15 protein-coding genes are annotated in these 16519 nt (G+C 70.7%); 12 read left to right on the plus strand and 3 right to left on the minus strand.

Annotated features, from left to right (window positions below; all coding sequences use genetic code 11):
- Nucleotides 1–3 precede the first annotated feature (3 nt).
- Together ACWEIJ_RS25155 and ACWEIJ_RS25160 are read right to left on the minus strand one after the other, a co-directional pair.
- A complete protein-coding gene (locus ACWEIJ_RS25155; RefSeq protein WP_449839680.1) occupies nucleotides 4–2202 on the minus strand; it encodes an ATP-binding protein in 2199 nt (732 codons plus the stop codon).
- A gap of 63 nt (nucleotides 2203–2265) precedes the next feature.
- On the minus strand, nucleotides 2266–3819 hold the full coding sequence (locus tag ACWEIJ_RS25160) for a serine hydrolase domain-containing protein (protein WP_449839681.1): 1554 nt from the start codon (nucleotides 3817–3819) through the stop codon (nucleotides 2266–2268).
- Nucleotides 3820–4257: 438 nt separating this feature from the next.
- Here ACWEIJ_RS25160 and ACWEIJ_RS25165 point away from each other — a divergent pair, with 438 nt between their 5' ends.
- Genes ACWEIJ_RS25165 through ACWEIJ_RS25220 form a run of 12 tightly spaced genes read left to right on the plus strand, consistent with a single transcriptional unit; the run spans nucleotide 4258 to nucleotide 15823 of the window.
- Entirely contained in the window at nucleotides 4258–5289 is a 1032-nt protein-coding gene (locus tag ACWEIJ_RS25165) for a hypothetical protein (protein ID WP_449839682.1), read from the plus strand.
- 11 nt (nucleotides 5290–5300) lie between these two features.
- Complete coding sequence (locus ACWEIJ_RS25170) at nucleotides 5301–6110, plus strand: fumarylacetoacetate hydrolase family protein (protein WP_449839683.1); 810 nt, start codon at nucleotides 5301–5303, stop codon at nucleotides 6108–6110.
- A gap of 5 nt (nucleotides 6111–6115) precedes the next feature.
- Nucleotides 6116–6883, plus strand: a complete 768-nt coding sequence (locus ACWEIJ_RS25175) for an SDR family oxidoreductase (RefSeq protein ID WP_449839684.1) — start codon at nucleotides 6116–6118, stop codon at nucleotides 6881–6883.
- A 28-nt stretch (nucleotides 6884–6911) separates the two neighbouring features.
- Nucleotides 6912–8516: a non-ribosomal peptide synthetase gene (locus ACWEIJ_RS25180; protein WP_449839685.1), complete on the plus strand. Its 1605-nt coding sequence runs from the start codon at nucleotides 6912–6914 to the stop codon at nucleotides 8514–8516.
- Nucleotides 8516–10273 (plus strand): asparagine synthase (glutamine-hydrolyzing), encoded by a 1758-nt coding sequence (gene asnB, locus ACWEIJ_RS25185; RefSeq protein ID WP_449839686.1) that lies wholly within the window; start codon nucleotides 8516–8518, stop codon nucleotides 10271–10273. The genes ACWEIJ_RS25180 and asnB overlap by 1 nt, the downstream gene beginning before the upstream one ends.
- Nucleotides 10270–11628 carry an AMP-binding protein gene (locus ACWEIJ_RS25190; protein ID WP_449839687.1) on the plus strand — a complete coding sequence of 453 codons (1359 nt, stop codon included), beginning with the start codon at nucleotides 10270–10272 and terminating at the stop codon, nucleotides 11626–11628. Before asnB ends, ACWEIJ_RS25190 begins: the two co-directional genes overlap by 4 nt.
- A complete protein-coding gene (locus ACWEIJ_RS25195) occupies nucleotides 11629–11862 on the plus strand; it encodes an acyl carrier protein (RefSeq protein ID WP_449839688.1) in 234 nt (77 codons plus the stop codon).
- Nucleotides 11849–13081 carry a cytochrome P450 gene (locus ACWEIJ_RS25200; protein WP_449839689.1) on the plus strand — a complete coding sequence of 411 codons (1233 nt, stop codon included), beginning with the start codon at nucleotides 11849–11851 and terminating at the stop codon, nucleotides 13079–13081. Before ACWEIJ_RS25195 ends, ACWEIJ_RS25200 begins: the two co-directional genes overlap by 14 nt.
- On the plus strand, nucleotides 13078–13752 hold the full coding sequence (locus ACWEIJ_RS25205; RefSeq protein ID WP_449839690.1) for a thioesterase II family protein: 675 nt from the start codon (nucleotides 13078–13080) through the stop codon (nucleotides 13750–13752). The genes ACWEIJ_RS25200 and ACWEIJ_RS25205 overlap by 4 nt, the downstream gene beginning before the upstream one ends.
- Complete coding sequence (locus ACWEIJ_RS25210; protein ID WP_449839691.1) at nucleotides 13749–15002, plus strand: APC family permease; 1254 nt, start codon at nucleotides 13749–13751, stop codon at nucleotides 15000–15002. Before ACWEIJ_RS25205 ends, ACWEIJ_RS25210 begins: the two co-directional genes overlap by 4 nt.
- Complete coding sequence (locus tag ACWEIJ_RS25215) at nucleotides 14999–15592, plus strand: thioesterase II family protein (protein WP_449839692.1); 594 nt, start codon at nucleotides 14999–15001, stop codon at nucleotides 15590–15592. The genes ACWEIJ_RS25210 and ACWEIJ_RS25215 overlap by 4 nt, the downstream gene beginning before the upstream one ends.
- 42 nt (nucleotides 15593–15634) lie before the next feature.
- Nucleotides 15635–15823, plus strand: a complete 189-nt coding sequence (locus tag ACWEIJ_RS25220) for a WD40 domain-containing protein (protein WP_449839693.1) — start codon at nucleotides 15635–15637, stop codon at nucleotides 15821–15823.
- A gap of 39 nt (nucleotides 15824–15862) precedes the next feature.
- Here the strand turns inward: ACWEIJ_RS25220 and ACWEIJ_RS25225 are convergent, their stop codons facing one another.
- Nucleotides 15863–16399 carry a hypothetical protein gene (locus tag ACWEIJ_RS25225; protein ID WP_449839694.1) on the minus strand — a complete coding sequence of 179 codons (537 nt, stop codon included), beginning with the start codon at nucleotides 16397–16399 and terminating at the stop codon, nucleotides 15863–15865.
- Nucleotides 16400–16519 lie beyond the last annotated feature (120 nt).

A 16519-nucleotide genomic window follows, 5' to 3' on the forward strand; every position in this document is an offset into this window, starting at 1 on the left:
AGGTCACTCGTCCGAACGGACTGCCGGACCGGCGCGGTCGAGGTCGTCGAGCAGCCGCTGGACGTGAGCGGCGTCGGCGTCACGGCCCTGGTCCTCGTACATCCGCAGGGCTTCCCGCCACACCGCGCGGGCGAGCTCGCACTCGCCCAGGGCGAGATGCGGATGGCCGAGCCGGCCGAGGGTGTTGACGGCCTCGGTCGTGTTGCCGAGAGCGCGGTGCAGGGCGGCGGCCTGCCGGTAGTAGTCGGTCGCCTGCCGGTGGTCACCGGTGCGGTGGGCGATGTAACCGAGGCTGTCCAGGGTCTTCGCCTCACCGGTGGGATTGCGGTGGTACCGGTGCTGGGCCAGTGCGGCCAGACAGCGTCGGCGGGCGACGTCGTGCTGACCCAGCTGTGCCGCGAGCCAGCCCGCCGCGTTGAGCGCGAACGCTTCCGGCACCGGCTGGTCCAGCACGCGGAACAGCTCCAGTGCGTGAACAGCGTGCTCCAGGGCTTGCCGGACGTCTCCCCGGTGCTCCCAGGCCCACGCGAGATTCCGGTGGCTCCGGGCCTGCCCGTCGGTGTCGCGGTGTTCCTCGGCCAGGGCGAGGGCACGCAGCATGTGCTCGATCCCCTCTCCTGGGCGCCCCAACGCGGTGTGGGCGTGTCCGAGGTGCTGGTGAGCGTCGACGCGGGCGGCGGGGTCGGACAGGCGCTCCGCGGCGTCCAACGCCGCCTGCCACACCCGAAGCCGGTCGTGGCGGTGCCCCCGCCGGTAGTGGAACGTGTCCAGGGTCCAGGCCAGCTGCCACACCGCGTCGTGCCAGGCGTTGCCGGCCGCGACGTGGTGGGCCGCGAGCAGCACGGGGTGTTCGGTCTCCAGCCAGCTCATCGCCGCCGGCGCGTCGGGCAGCTGCTGGGGGTGCGCACCGGGGACGGGCGGCCCGAGCGGGACGGGAGAACGGTGCGGGTCGAGGAGGCGGTCGGCGGCGCAGGCGGTGTGCAGATAGAAGTCGATCACTCTGCGCAGCGCCGCCGCCCGTGCCTCCTCGTCCCCGGGCCGGTAGTCCGGGTCCGCGGCGAACAGGCGGATCAGGTCGTGCATCCGGTACCGGTCAGGGGTGTGCTGCTGGGCCAGGGACGAGTTCTCCAGCTCGCGCAGCACCAGCCGCGTCCGGTGCACGGGCAGTGCCGCCAGCGCCGCGACGGCGGGCAGGCCGATGTCCGGGCCGGGCGCGATCGCCAGCAGCCCCAGCAGGATCGCCGCCGTGCCGCTCAGAGCGCGGGTCGACCACGACAGCACGACGCGCAGGTTCGAGTGCAGGTCCCCGGCGTCCAGCCCGTCCAGTCGCGCGGCCGTGTCGCGCAGTTCCTCGGCCAGCACCGCGAGGGGGAAGCCGGGGTGGTGCCGGGTGCGGGCGGCGACGATCCGGATGGCCAGCGGCAGACCCGCGCAGCAGGCCAGCAGGTCGGCCACCGCCTCCGGCTCGGCCTCCATCCGCTGCGCGCCGAGATGGCTCGCCAGCAGGCTCCTGGCGTCGGAGGCGGGCAGCACGTCCAGATCCAGCAGGCGGACGTGGGCCGTGACCAGCCCGGTGAGCCGATGCCGGCTGGTGACGATCACGGTGCACGTCGGGCTGCCCGGCAACAGCGACCGCACCTGGTCGACGCTCGCCGCGTTGTCCAACATGATCAACATGTGCTTGCCGTCGACCAGACTCCGGTACAGACCGACCTGGGCGTGCGGCGAACCGGGGATGCGGTCGGGATCCACGCCGAAGGCGTCCAGGAACCCGCGCAGTGCGACCGCCGGCTCCAGCGGGGCGCCCGCCGGGGAGAACGCCTGCAGGTCGACGAAGAGCTGGCCGTCGGGGAACCGGTGCCGGTTCGCGTGCGCCCAGTGCAGCGCCAGCGCGGTCTTCCCGATGCCCCCGGTACCGGCCAGCGCGGAGATCACCACGGCGGGGCCCGACGCAGCCGCGCCCGCGTCCAGCGCGGCACTGAGCTGGGCCAGCTCGGACGAGCGGCCGACGAACCCGGCGGGCGCGGGAGGCAGCTGCCGCGGTGTCGGCATCCGGTACGGCGGTGGCTGCTGATGGACGACATGGGCGACGATGCCTGCCTGGACCACGACACCTGACACGGTCTTGGCGGACACGGCGTTGTGCGTCTGCGACAGCACGTCGGGCTCCTCGGCACCGCGGGCCGGGTCGAGTTCCGTCATCCACCGCCCCCTCGTCACCGCTGCGCGGAACGTCGTCCCGTCGCGCCCGCCCGTTACCGGTGGCTAGTCCGGATCGGAGTCCGGGAACCGGACCCGCACGTTCGCCGCCGGGGTGAGGAAGGCCTGGCCGAACCGGCGCTGCAGCGAGATGTCCGCGGAGCCGGCTGACCGCGAACGCCCGGCGGGGACGGCTTTCACGATGAACTCCTGGATGCGCGCCGGCTCCACGGGCGTCAGGTGGATCATGCACACCAACTCCCCGCGTTCACCGGGGATCGACCAGGTGATGTCGGCGGCGGTGCCGGCGGAGACGTGGTCGGCCGGGCGGGCGTCGAGCAGGGGCCCGACCTCGGCCACGAGCCGGGCGACCTCCGCGCGGCGTTGCGGCAGCGGGCGGTCGAAGTCGACGTTCTCGGCGAAGATCCGGGCGGCCAGCGCGTCGTCCCAGTTCCGGACGAGCGAGTCGGCCTGCGCGCGCAGGGCGACCGTTTCCGGCCACAGCGTCGCGGTGGCCGCGGGGGCCTGGTCGTGGTTCAGCATCCGTCCGAGCGCCTCGACGCAGAGCGCGGCGGGGTTGCCGCGGTTGCCGTTGGTCAGCACGACCGCACCGCGGCCCGATTCGGGGTGCCAGGCCATGTGGAGCCAGAAACCGGGGAGCCCGCCGCTGTGCGAGATCATCGTCCCGCGATGCAGGTCGTTGCCGACCCCGAGGCCGAGCGCGTACCCGCTGGAGTTCAACCGGGCCTGCCCGATCCCGGTCAGGCTCAGCGACGGTGCCGTGAACACCCGCACGCGCTGCAGGTCCCGCCGGGACAGGCGGCTCAGCACCTGGTTGTCGCCGGAACGCGCGGGCCGGAAGGCGGAACCGAGCCAGGTGATCCAGCGCGCGAGGTCGCGCACGGTGCTCACCAGTCCGCCGGCGCCGAGGAACGCGTCCGAGGTCTGCGGCGGGTAGGCGACCCAGTTCCCTTGCGCGTCCAGCGAATAGCCGACGGCGCGCGGGAGGTGATCGGGCACGGCCGTGTCGCAGAACGTCGACGTCAGGCCCAGTGGCCGCAGCAGTTCCTCGGTGACGAACTCCGCCAGCGGCCGGCCCACCGCCCGGCTGAGAGCCAGGCCGGCCATCGTGAAACCGAGGTTGGAGTACTCGAACACCGCGCCCGGCAGATGGCTGAGGCGAACCCCCTTGGACACCCTGGCGAGGAGGTCCTCGGTGGGGGTGTCGATGAACGGGTCCACCCAGGAGTTGTCCTCGGTGAGGCCGCCGCACATGCCCAGCAGCATCTCGATCGTGGGGACGTCCCCCTCGCCACCGGCGATGACGAACTCGGGGACGTGCTTGGTGATCGGGTCGTGCAGTGACAGCCTGCCCTGGTCGCGGGCGATCAGCACCGCGCAGGCGACGAAGCTCTTCGTCAGCGACGCGATCGGGAAGACCACGTCCGCGTCGGGAACGCGGTCCTGCTCGTCGACCGCCCCGAAACCGGCCGCGTGCGACAGCCCGTCCCGGTCGGTGACGCCGTAGACCAACGCGCGCGCGTGCCCGGCCGCCGTGTGCTGGCCGAACAGGGCGTCGAGCTCCTTGTGAAGAGGCACCTGGAGCACTTCATCGGACATCCGCCAACCAACTCCCCCATCGGCACGGCCATCGCCGGGCCAACGCTACCGAAGAGCCCGGTCCGCACGCGCGGACGATCGCGGACCGGCCGGCCGGGTGTCGCGAATGGACAGTCCACGGCAGACCCTTTTGGTTCTGCCGCAATCGTTCACCTCTGAGCGATCACATTGCGCAACAGGACATTTGTCCGGTTATATGCCGCGCGAACACGCATAACGCCTTCAGCTGCGAATTCGGCGAGTGTCACCCGATATCGGAAAGCATAAACACCGTTGGGCCATACGAGTGGTCCGCACATCCGACGGGTTGGGGCCGCAGGACAGGTGGATAACCACGGTGCACAGCCGAGCGACATTCGGGGTGTGGGGACAGCGTCGATCTCGGCAGGTCCCATTTCGCCTGCGTCGCGAAAGTCCGTCGAACCGAGGAGTGCGAATATGGCCGTGGTCGCAAACGGTTTACCGGGTGCGTCTGAGATCGAGCTGTTGGACTGCACACTGCGCGACGGCGCTTATGCCGTCGACTTCCAGTTCGAGGAAGAGTTCGTGTGGACACTGCTCAGGCGGTTGAACGAGACGCCGGTGTCCAAGGTCGAGGTGGGCCACGGGCTCGGGCTCGAAGCCGAACGGGCCGGGATCAAGCCGTGCAACATCGGGCACTTCGACTGGTGCGAGATGGCCGGGTCGGCGCTCACCACCAAGCCGTGGGGAATGTTCGCCCAGCCCGAGTTCACCCAGGTCGAGACCATCGTGGAGATGTGCCGGCGCGGGTTGTCGTTCGTGCGGGTCGGCATGGAGCCGGACCGGGTGCAGGACCACCTGGAGTACATCCAGCGGGTGGTCGACTCCTGCGCCGAGGTCTACCTGAACCTGATGAAGTCGAGCGCGACGCCGGTGGACGAGCTGCTGCGGGCACTCGAAGGGGTCAGTCCCGGGATCGCCGGCGTGTACGTGGTCGATTCGTACGGGGCGATGTTGCCCGAGACCGTGCATGAGTACGTGAGTGCGGTCGCGGAACATTATCCGGTGGTCGGATTTCACGGGCACGACAACCTCGGAATGGCGAACATCAACACCATCACCGCCGCCGAGTCCGGGGCGAAGATTCTCGACGGCACGTTGAACGGGATCGGGCGGGGATCGGGCAACGCGGCACTGGAGTCGCTCGCCGGGGTCATCAAGCTCAAGGACAGCGACCGGTTCGACTACCAGCGGCTGGCTCAGCTCGCGGAACTCTGCCGGGTCAACATGGACGTCATTCCGGACGACCGGAACATGCAGGTGCTCGGCGGGGTCATCGGAATTCACTCGGGCTTCTTCCCGCTGGTCGAGGAGCTCGCCGAGAAGGCCAACACCGATCCGGCGCGGCTGATGGAGACCGCGGTGGACGTCGCGGAGCAGAGCCCGCGCAAGGCCGATTTCCAGGCGGCCGCGGCGGTGCTGTCCGACGACTACGAGATGTCGAACTGACGGGACGAAGAATGAGGCTGGCGAAGAAAGGGAGCGAGATCCTCGTCGCGGCCGGCGAGAAGTGGTTCGAGCTGCGGCGGGTGCCGGGGTACGAGCACGTCACCCGGATCGCCGAGGTGGACGGGCCGGTGGACCTGAGCGGCCTGGCCGACACGCTGGACGTGGTGGGCCTGGACCTCGACCGGGCCGCGACGATCGCGGAGCGCGACGCCGACATCTGGGGTGTGGGCCTGAACTACCGGCGGCACGCGGCGGATCTGGAGACCGCGCAGCCGGGGTCGGGGCCGGGGTCCTACCTGCGGCCGGGCAACTGCCTGATCGACAACGGCGGGACCGTCGAGCTGCCCGCGCCGTCGCAGTCGCAGCGGGTGACCGCGGAGGCGGAGCTCGGGCTGGTGGTCGGGCGGCGGTGCAAGAACGTGTCGAGGGAGAACTGGCGCGAGGTCGTCGCCGGGGTCACGGTCGTGCTGGACATGACCGCCGAGGACGTGATCCGGGAGAACCCGCGGTACATCCCGTGGGCCAAGGGGTTCGACACGTTCTGCAGTGTCGGGCCGGTCATGGTGACGTTGGACGAGATCGAGTCGTTGGAGTCGTTGCGCATCACGACGGAGCGCAACGGTGAGGAGATCGCGACCGCCACGCCGGCGGACATGAAGTACGACATCGGTTTTCTCGTCGAGTACTTCAGCGCGGGCCGCACGCTGGAGCAGGGCACGGTGATCTCCACCGGCACGCCCGGCGCGGTTCCGATCGAGACCGGTGACACGGTGCGCGCGATCGTCGAGCAGGTCGGCACGCTGACGCACCCCGTGCGGTGATGGCCGTGGACGACGGTCTCAAGGGCAAGCGCTCCCTGGTGTTGTGCGGAACGCGCGGGATCGGACTCGGTGTCGCGCGGTGTCTTGCCCGCGACGGCAGCGCGGTCACGATCTCCGGACGGGACGAGCGGCGCGCGGCCGAGGTGGCCGCGGAGCTGCCCGGTGCCGGGCACGGCTCGTTCGCCTGCGACTTCGGCGATCCCGGCCAGGTCGGGCGGCTCGCCGCCACCACCGGCCCGTACGACGTCGTCCTGCTGAACTCGCCGGGCTTCGCGCCCGGCCGGGTCGGCGAGCTGACCCCGGCGCGGCTGGAGGAGGCGATGCGGCTCATGCTGCTGCCGTTCCAGCACGTCGTCGAGGCGGTGCTGCCCGCGATGAAACGCGCCGGGTGGGGCCGGCTGGTCGCGATCACCTCCAGCTCGGTCGAGGTGCCGATCAGCGGCCTCGCCGGGTCGAGCGTGGCCAGGGCGGCGGTCTCGTCGTACCTGCGGCTGCTCGCGCAAGACGTTGCGCCGCACGGCATCACGGTCAACCAGGTGCTGCCGGGGAAGATCGAGACCGACCGGGTGCGCGCGGTCGAGGAGGCCACCGCGCGAAGGCGTGGCACGGCCGTCGACCGGGTGCGCGAGGAGACGTTGCGCGCCATTCCGCTCGGCCGTTACGGCACACCGGAGGACGTCGGCGAGCTCGTGGCGTTTCTCGCGAGCGACCGGGCGGCCTACCTCACCGGCACCGGAATCCGTTGCGACGGCGGCTATCTGACGCCCGCCTGAACCACAGGAGACCATCACAGGAGACACCGTGGAACCACCACTGATCGTCGAACGATTCGAGCGGGCGGTGCGGGAGCACCCGGACCGGCCCGCCGTGCAGACCGCGGACCTCACCATCGACTACCGCGAGTTCGGCAGGCTCACCGACGAACTGGCCGAAGAGCTGGGCACGCGCCTGGCACCCGGCGAGTTCATCGGCATCGACGCCGGACGCCATCCCGGTGCGGTGACCGCGCTGATGGCCGCGCTGAAGGCCAAGCGCCCCTTCGTGTTCCTCGACAGCCGCGACAGCGACACGTCGAACACGCGCAAGGCGAGCCTGCTGGGCCTGAAGCTCATGGCCGACCGGGACGGCACGCTCACCGAGGTCCCGCAGCGGTGGCGGAGCGCCGGGCCCGCCCCGGTGATCGACGCGGCCGAGGGCGAGGTCTGCTACGCCATCCACACCTCGGGTTCCACCGGCGAACCCAAGTGCGTGCTCGTGCGCACCGAACCGCTCGCCCACGTGATCGACGACCACGTGCGGCGGCTGCAGGTCGGCCCGCGGTCGCGCACGTTGCAGTTCGCCCGGCTGACCTTCGACGGGTGCATCACCGAGATCCTGTGGACGCTCACCGCGGGCGGCTGCCTGGTGGTGCTGGACGAGGCGTTCCTCGCGCCCGGCAACGAGCTGCGCGACACGTTGGAGCGTTACGGCATCACGCACCTGAAGACCACGCCGTTCGCCCTCACCGCCACCACGCCCACCAACGAGATGAGGCTGGAGCACGTGATCAACGGTGGTGGCGCGTGCCGTCCGGCCGTGGTCACCAAGTGGTCTGCGGTGGCGGACTTCCACAACGCCTACGGGACAACCGAAACCACCATCTGCAACCTCCTCAGTGGACCGTTGCGCGCCGGCGGCACGGGCGTGCCGCTCGGCGAGGTCGTCGGCGACTGCGCCTACCACCTCCGTGACGGCGAGATCGTCATCACCGGGAACAGCGTCGGCATCGGTTACCTGACCGACGAGGGCGTGCGGCCGTTCGGCGGCGAGTACCGCACCGGCGACATCGCCGAGGAACGGGACGGTCAGCTGTACTTCGTCGAACGGCTCGACCGGCAGGTGAAGGTCCGCGGCTACCGGCTGGACCCCGGCGAGATCGAGAACGCCGTGTGCGTCGCGGACGGGGTGGCCGAGGCCGCGGTGACGGTCGAGTCCCACGACGGCGCCGCGGAGGCGGACGCGCTCGTCTGCTACTACCAGGGCGACGCGGACCCGAGGGCGTTGCGGCGCCACCTGGAAGAGGTGCTCGACCCGTACAAGATCCCTTCCGCGCTCCACCGGGTCGACGCCCTGCCGTACACGCCGAACGGGAAGCTCGACCGCGACGCGCTGCAGAACAGCAAAACCGGCGACACGAACGGCGACTCGCCGGGCGAGCGCGTGCTCGACGTCGTGCGCGGCCTCACCGGCGTCCAGGACGCCGGGCTGGACGACAACTTCTTCGACATCGGCGGCGACTCGGCATCGGCGCTGACGCTCGTCGGGCGGATGCGCGAGTTCGGCTGGACCGACGCCGGCGTGCGCGACGTGCTGCGGGCACCGGACCTGCGGGCGCTGGCGAAGCAGCTGCAAGAGCGGAGCGGGTGATGTGCGGTCTGTGCGGAACGTTCGCGTGGCAGGGCGGTCCCGACCGCACGATCGCCGCGGCCATGCACAACCGGATGCTGCACCGCGGCCCGGACGAGACGTACTCGCTGAGCACGCCCGCGCTCTCGGTGAAGCTCGGCCGGCTCGGCATGACCGGGCTCGCCGACGGCTGGCAGCCGGCGCAGGACCGCTCGGGGCGGTTCACCGCGCTCACCAACGGCGAGGTCTACAACGCCGGGGAGATCTGGGCGAAGCTCGGCGAGGACCCGGTCAACCGGGTGGACGTCGCGGTCGTCCCGGAGCTCTTCGCCCGGCACGGCGCCGCCGGCCTCGCGATGATCGACGGGCAGTTCGCCACCGCGATCCACGACCGCGAGCGGAACTGGCTCTACCTGGGCCGCGACCGGTTCGGCATCTGCCCGATGTACCACACGGTGAGCGACGCCGAGGTGCACTTCTGCTCCGAGCTCAGGCCGCTGCTGCGGTCGGTGCCGGGCGCGTGGCGGCTCGACGCGACGGCGCTCGACCAGTACCTGCAGCTCGGCAACATCGTCGCGCCCCGCACGCTGGTGCGTGACGTGCGGGCCGTGCCGCCTGGCTGCGTGGTGCGGTTCGGTGCGGATGGCGCGGAAACCACGCGGTACTGGCGCTACGGCGAATTCGAGACCGCGGAGACCGTGACGGCCGAAGAGATCCGCGAGACCCTGCAGCGGTCCATTCAGGACAGACTGCGTGCGGAGGTCGAGATCGGCGCCTACCTCAGCGGTGGCTTCGACTCCTCCACGCTCGTCGTGGCGGCGTCCCGGCTGCGGGAGAAGCCGCTCAGGACGTTCTCGGTGGTCTTCGGGGACGCGGTGCTGGACGAGGGCCGGTTCCAGCGCGAGGTGGCCGAGGCGGCGGGCGGCGAGCACCGGGAGATCCGGTGCGGTCCCGCCGACATCGCCGCCGAGTTCGAGGCCATGGTGCGGCACTGCTGCTTCCCGCAGCGCGAGACCTACAACGTGGCCGCGCTCATGCTCTCCCGCGAGGTCGCGCTCACCGGGCTCAAGGGCGTGATCTCCGGGGAGGGTGCGGACGAGCTCTTCTTCGGCTACGACTCCTACGCCTTCGACGCGGTGACGTCCCGCCGGCGCGGCGACCGCGGCGAGAACGAGCGGGCGTGGGGACGCGCGGACTTCTCCTGGGAGGTCGACTGGTCCGCTGTGGACGGCCGGCGACAGGGTCTGACCGGCCAGGCGCGGGAAGCGCTGTCCGGACAGGAGTTCTGGCGCGACCGGCTGATCCCGTTCACCGACGAGGAGACCGCCGGGCTCACGCCGATGAGGTTGCGCTCGATCGCGGACGTCTACGTGCAGCTCGGCGGTCACCTGCTGGGCGACCACGGCGACGCCATGCTGATGGCGAACTCCGTGGAGGGGCGCTACCCGTTCCTGAGCAACTCGATGGCGGCACTGGCGATGCGGGTGCCCGACGAGGAGAAGATGGCCGACTTCGAGGGCAAGGCCTGTCTCAAGGCCGCCTACGAGGGCATCGTGCCGCAGTCCGTGCTGCGACGGGCGAAGCAGGGCTTCACCGCGCACGGCCTCTCCTCGGTGACGGACGAAGCCGTCTGGGACCGGTGGCGCGACCTGGTCGCGGCCAGCGGCGTCTTCCGCCCCGACGCCCTCGACGCCGAAGCGGCCGGCGGCAAGTGGGATCCGAGAGTGAGCGTGATCAGCACCAGCATGGTGATCGACGAACTGGGACTGCGGTTATGAACAAGACCTGGGAGGACCTGCTCCACGGCGACCAGTGGCGGTCGGCGGACCCGCTGTGGGCGGAGGACGACGAGGAACACAGCTGGCGGGAGGTCGACGCCCTCGCCACCACGATCGAACGCGCGATCCGCGCGCACGGCTCGGCCAGGATCGTGCTGATCCGCGCCGGCACCAAGCTCGGCTTCTTCGCGGGCCAGCTCGGGGCGTGGCGGGCCGGCTGCGCCGTGGTCAGCGACGACGGCACCCTGGGCCCCGACGAGATCGACCGCGTCCGCCCCGACCTGTCGCTGTCCGTCTACAGTGGAGTGACGATCGCCGAGGGCACGTCCGGCAACGACGTCGCGGACGACGTGGCGTCGGTCAACTTCACCTCCGGCAGCACCGGCAGCCGCAAGGCCGTCGCGGTGACGAGGGACAACCTGCTGGCGCTGTTCGCCTGCCGCGACCTGGAAGTGCCGGTGGACCACCGGCTGACCGCGGGCAGCTTCGCCACCCCGGCGTTCGACGGCTGGTGGTTCGACACGTGGTGCGCGGTCGCGGCGGGCGGGAAGGTCGTGTGCCTGCCGAACGTCAACGAGGACGTCTTCGAGTGGCCGGACCTCGTGCAACGGCACGGCATCGACCGGCTGCTGCTGCCCGCCGCCGTGATCGACACGCTGCTCGACGTGCTGCCGGAGGCGATCGCCGGCATCCCGTGGCTGTTCAGCGGCGGCGAGCAGTTCCACGTCTCGACCTACCGGCGGGCGCGGGAGGCCGGCCTGACGAACCGGTTCGTCAACCTCTACGGACCGACCGAGGCCACGTTCGCCACCCACGGGTACGTGCTGCCGGAAGGCTTCGAGGGCGACGTCATCCCCATCGGCAAGCCGCTCGACGGGTGCGTGCAACGGTTGCGCGACCTCGACGGCGCCCAGGAGCTCGTCGTCGAAGGCCCGTTCGTCTGCCTCGGCTACCTCGACCAGGGGAAGCTCACGACCCGGTTCGACGGCCGGTACCGCACCGGTGACCTCGTGTGGGCCACCGACGAGGGCGACCTGGTGTTCGCCGGGCGGACGGACAGCAGGATCAAGGTCAACGGGACGCGGGTCGACGCCGCCGCGCTGGAACACGACGTGGCCGGGCTGCCCGGCGTGTCGGCCTGCCGGGTCGCCCAGCACGAACGGCACACGGTCGCGTTCGCCCGGCTCGAACCCGGTACGCCCGGCGACGAGGTTCGCGACCGGGTCGAGTCACTGGTCCGCGGTTACTCCAGGGCGATCGCCGTGGAGCTCGTGGACGATTTTCCGGTCAAACCCGGCGGAAAGGTCGACACCGCCGCACTGGTGGGCCGCCACTTGCGCACAACGGGAGTCTGAATGAGTGAGATCACCACCGCCACGATCGTCGAATGTGTGCGGAAGATATCGAACAAGGACATCGCGGAGGACACCGACATCTTCGCGGCCGGATTCGACTCGCTGGCCGTGCTGCGGTGCCGGGCGCTGCTGAAGGAGCAGACCGGGGTCAAGGTGCCCGGTCACGTTTTCTTCGGCGGCCGCACGCCCGCGGGAATCGCAGAGCTGATCGGAGGCGACAATGCTGGTCGTTGAGAACAGCCCACTCTACTCGGCCGACTTCTTCGCCGAGGACGACCCGTGGGCTTACCTGGCCGAGCTGCGGGAGAACAATCCCGTGTCCTGCCACCGCCGTGAGGACGGATACGAGTTCTACGCGCTGACGCGTTATGACGACGTGTACGCCGCTTATCTCGACCACGAGGGCCTCAGCTCGTCCTACGGCACGATGATCGACGGCTCGTACCGCCCGGAGAAGGACTCGGCGTCGGGCCGCATGCTGATCGTCGCGGACGAGCCCGCGCACGCCGCCATCAAGAAGCCCATCAAGACCAGCGGCTTCAGCCGCGAGATGGTCGCGAGGATCGGCGAGACGGTCCGCCGCAACATCCGCGAGGCCTTCGCCGAGCTGTCCGTCGGCGACCGGGTCGACTTCACCACGCTCGTCGCGCCCGAGCTGCCCAAGGGCGTGCTGGAGATCCTCTTCGGCATCGGCCCGCAGGACGCGGCCTCGTTGCTGGACGCCACCCGGACCATGATCGGCTACCGCGACCAGGCCTACAACGGCGCGGCGCCGCTGGACTCGCTGGTCGACGCGCAGCTCGAGGTGCTCGACTTCATGGACGAGCTGGTGGAGCGGCGCATCGCCGACGGCGGGGGCGACGACATGATCGGCATGCTCGCGCAGCTCGTCGCGTCCGGTGAGATGCCGCGCGATGTCGCGCTGCTGAACGGGTTGAACGTCGCCGTGGGCGGCAACGAGACGACCCCGCACACCGCCAGCCTGACCGTCGACACGATCAGCCGCGAGCCCGCGCAGTGGGCGAAGGTGGCCGACGGCGAGGTGCCGGCCGGTGTCGCCACCGCCGAGTTCCTGCGCTGGACCTCGACGAACAGCTACGTGCAACGCCTTGCGGTGCAGGACTTCCACGTCGGCGGCGAGGTCATCCCCAAGGACAGCTTCGTGACGCTGTGGAACATGTCGGCCAACCGGGACGCGGCCGTCTTCGACCGGCCCGACGAGTTCGTCATCGACCGCGAGGACAACAAGCAGATCGCGTTCGGCGCTGGCGTGCACCGCTGCATCGGCGCACCCGTGGCGACGCTGGAGATCCAGATGTTCGTCGAGGAGCTGGCCGCGTGGGACAAGGCGTTCGCCGTGGTCGCGCCGCCGCAGCGGCTGCGGTCGAACTTCATGCTGGGCCTCACCGAGCTGCAGGTCGAGGTCGTCAAGGCGAGGGACCTGGGCGCATGATCGTGTCCTTCCCCGCCGCCGGTGCGGGCCGGACGTTCGGCTGGCTGTCCGGCGCGCAGTACCTGCCGTGCGCGAACGCGGCGGGGGTCGGCGAGCTGCGCTCGGGCCGGTGGGAACGCGACACCGTCGACGAGATCGTGCGGGCGGCCGAGGAGTCCTCCGCGCCGCACGTCGTGCTCGTCGGGCACAGCATGGGCGGCCTGTCCGCGATCCGGTTGTCCGGCAAGCTCGGCCCCGCCCTGGGGAAGCCGGTGGGCGTGTTGCTGCTCAACACGCCGTGCCCGGACACCGCCGGCCGCATTCCGACGATGTCGCATTCCACGGACGCCGAGATAGCGGACGTTCTCGCCGGCGACGGATTCCCGGCCGAAGTTCTCGCCGACCCGGAATTGCTGACCGAGGTCGCCGCCGGAGTCCGCACCGATGCCGAGGTCGCCGACCGGTTAGCCGAATGGGTGAATCATGCGGCGGACATCGACCGGTTGCACGTGGTCACGACCCGCGGGGACTCGTTCATCGGAACGGAAAGGTGTGCCCGCTGGCGTGCTCGGGTATCAGGGGAATTCCGACTGATCGAAGCCGAAGGGGGACACATGCTCGACGGAACTCCGCCGGAGGTGCTCCGCGGGGCGGTGGACTCGGTCGTCGCAACGCTGAGGGATGTCGCGTGAGCGAGCTTCGCAAATCGATGGGAGTCGTCGTCGGCACCTTCGTGGCGCTGTCCACGATCCTGGGCGCCGGCATGATGGTCCTGCCCGGCACGAGCTACTACCAGCTCGGCCTGTCGGCGTGGATGCCGTGGGCCGTCGCGGCGTTGTCGGTCGTGCCGCTGCTGTACTGCTACGCCTGGCTGGGCCGGCGGTACCCGGCCGCGTCCGGTGTCGCCCACTACGCCGAGGTCGCCCTCGGCCGGGCGACCGGGCGCACCTCCGGCATGCTCGCCACGTTCGCGCTGGTCACCGGCATCCCGGCGACCGCGATCACCGGCGGCCGCTATCTCGCGGAGTTCTCCGGCGTGTCCGCGCTGGCCTGGGTGTTCCCCGTGGCCGTGCTCGCGGCCGCGACCGCCGTGGCACTGCTGGGCGCGAACGTCTCCGGCAAGCTGCAGGTCACCCTGCTGGTGGCGCTGTTCGCCCTGGTCGTGGTCACCGCGGTGATCGCGATCGGCGCGCACGGACCGGCCGCCCCGAGCACGCACCTGCCGGAGTTCTCCGCTCTCGGCACCGCGCTCACCGCGGTGTACGTCGCGTTCACCGGCTGGGAGACGGTCGCGTTCACGTTCGAGGAGCACAAGAGCGCGGACGCGATCCCGCGCATCTTCGTCGCCTCCTACCTCGCCGTGGTGGCGCTGTACGCGTTGCTGCTGCTGGGAATCTTCGCCGTGGTGGACTCCCGCGACCCGGCGCTCAACTCGGCGCCGCTGCTGATCCTCGCCGAACACGCGCTGGGCGGCCTCGGCCGGCCGATGACGCTGCTGCTGGTCATCGCCACGATCACGGCGAACGTCTGCGCCTCGGTGCTCGCCCTGTCCCGCCTGGTCTTCGGCATGGCCCGCAGCGGCCACCTGCCCGCGCTGCTCAGCCGGGTGCGCGCCCGCGACGCGAACCCGGTGACGTCGGTCGTCGTGGTCGGGCTGGTCCTGACCGTCATCGCCGTGCTCGGCGCGCTGGGGCTGGTGCCGTTCGAGGCGCTCTTCGTGGTGTCGGGCGGGATCTACTTCGTGCTCTACGGGGTGGGCGCCGCAGCGTTCGCGAAACTGGCGGACGGCACCCGTGCGCGCGTCATCACCGCATTGTGCGGGGTGACCGTGCTGGCCGTGACGCTGCTCGCGGGACCGCCGATGTGGCTGTGCTGGGCGCTTTTCGCGGTCGTGCTGCTGAGCCTGCACCTGGCCGGCCGCAGGCAGGTGAGCAAGCTGTGATCACCTTCTTCCCCGGTGCCGGGTCGTTCGGCGGCGACGCGCCGCCGGGCACACGGGCCGTCAAGTACCCCGGCCGCTTCGGCACGGACCCGGCGTCGTCGTTCGACGACCTCGTGCGCGCCTGCGCCGGCCAGGCCGGCACCGTCCTCTTCGGACACAGCTTCGGCGCCTACGTCGCCTGCGCCGTCGCGGCCTCGCTGGGAGACTCCGTCGAGACGCTGGTCGTGTCCGGGGCGAACGCGCGGGTGCACGTGCCGTCGCAGGCCATCGCCACACCGTCGGACGCGCTGGCGTACCTCGACGCCGCGGGCGCGCTGGCGGACGCGCCTTCGGACGAGTGGCGGGAGATCATCGCCGAGACCGCGATGCACGACCTGCGGCTGCTCGCCGAGTTCGACTTCGAGGCGCTCGAACCCTTGCGGTGCCCGGTGATCGCGGTCCGCGGGGACCGGGACCCGTTGACCACGGAGGAGGGCGTGCGGGACTGGCAGAACCGGACCAGCGGCCCGTTCACCGAGCACGTCCTCGCCGGCGGTCACTCGGACCTCCTCACCGGCGAGGAGCTGAGTGCCGTGACCCGGCACCTCTAGAGCACCCGCCTGGCGATCGCCGGCACCGACCACAAGATCACCGTGTGGGACATCCCGTCCGTCCGGAAGCGGGTGTCGCTGAGCGACGACACCCACGACGTGAAGCAGCTGGCCTGGCGCCCCGACGGACGCGCGCTGGTGTCCGCCGGCACCGACGACACCGTGCGCCTGTGGCCCCTCGACGAGGACGAGGCGGTTCGCGAAGTCCGCGCCCGCATCCGATCCTGGTGAACTACGCGGTGTGGCTGCTCATGCCGAATCTGGTCGAGATCAGACCGCGACGTCGCAGATCTCGTCGTCACCCGCGGGCTCGCTCGCGCGGTCGGCAGCGATGTGCGCCAGCACCACGGCGGCCTTCTCGGGCGCGAGGAAGCGCAATCCCATGAAGTTGTCGCCGGCGGTGAATCCCGGTAGCGCCCAGATCTCCTCGTAGGGCATCCGCGCGGGCCAGTAGCGGCGGAGGCTGTAGACGTTGCTCCAGAGGCACTTCCCCGGATCGGGGCGCCACAGCCGTCGTGCGAACGCCGGGTCGCGGAACGCGTGCCCGACCTCGCCGATGGCGAGCACGTGCTTTCGTCCGGTGAGGAGCACGACGTCACCGGGGGCGAGGCCGTCCATGCGCTTGTCGTGTTTCGCCGTGGCACCCCAGAACCGCGCCCGCCCGCGAGGGTGCACGGTGTTCAAGCGGGCCAGGTCCGCCGGACTCGGGCCGGCCGACCGGATCGGCACCGCTCGCGTCAAGGTGTCCGCCCAATGCCTGCGGGCCCCGGGAGTGCCGTAGGAGGGCTGGATGAAGACCTGCACCACGACGCCCACGGTACGTGACCACGTTTGCACCGTACAAAGAAGTGGGTACCCTCGGGCTTACTTGGTCGGGGCTACTTCGACGTCTCGGGAAGCGTTGCCCGTCTCGGTGACAGGCCGCTG

The organism is Lentzea sp. NPDC004789 (genome assembly GCF_053601075.1).

Coding starts and splice junctions, on each gene's coding strand:
- ACWEIJ_RS25195 (WP_449839688.1), top strand. CDS start 11,629: ATGAGTGAGATCACCACCGCCACGATCGTCGAATGTGTGCGGAAGATA.
- ACWEIJ_RS25155 (WP_449839680.1), bottom strand. CDS start 2,202: ATGACGGAACTCGACCCGGCCCGCGGTGCCGAGGAGCCCGACGTGCTG.
- ACWEIJ_RS25205 (WP_449839690.1), top strand. CDS start 13,078: ATGATCGTGTCCTTCCCCGCCGCCGGTGCGGGCCGGACGTTCGGCTGG.
- ACWEIJ_RS25160 (WP_449839681.1), bottom strand. CDS start 3,819: ATGTCCGATGAAGTGCTCCAGGTGCCTCTTCACAAGGAGCTCGACGCC.
- ACWEIJ_RS25170 (WP_449839683.1), top strand. CDS start 5,301: ATGAGGCTGGCGAAGAAAGGGAGCGAGATCCTCGTCGCGGCCGGCGAG.
- ACWEIJ_RS25165 (WP_449839682.1), top strand. CDS start 4,258: ATGGCCGTGGTCGCAAACGGTTTACCGGGTGCGTCTGAGATCGAGCTG.
- ACWEIJ_RS25200 (WP_449839689.1), top strand. CDS start 11,849: ATGCTGGTCGTTGAGAACAGCCCACTCTACTCGGCCGACTTCTTCGCC.
- ACWEIJ_RS25190 (WP_449839687.1), top strand. CDS start 10,270: ATGAACAAGACCTGGGAGGACCTGCTCCACGGCGACCAGTGGCGGTCG.
- asnB (WP_449839686.1), top strand. CDS start 8,516: ATGTGCGGTCTGTGCGGAACGTTCGCGTGGCAGGGCGGTCCCGACCGC.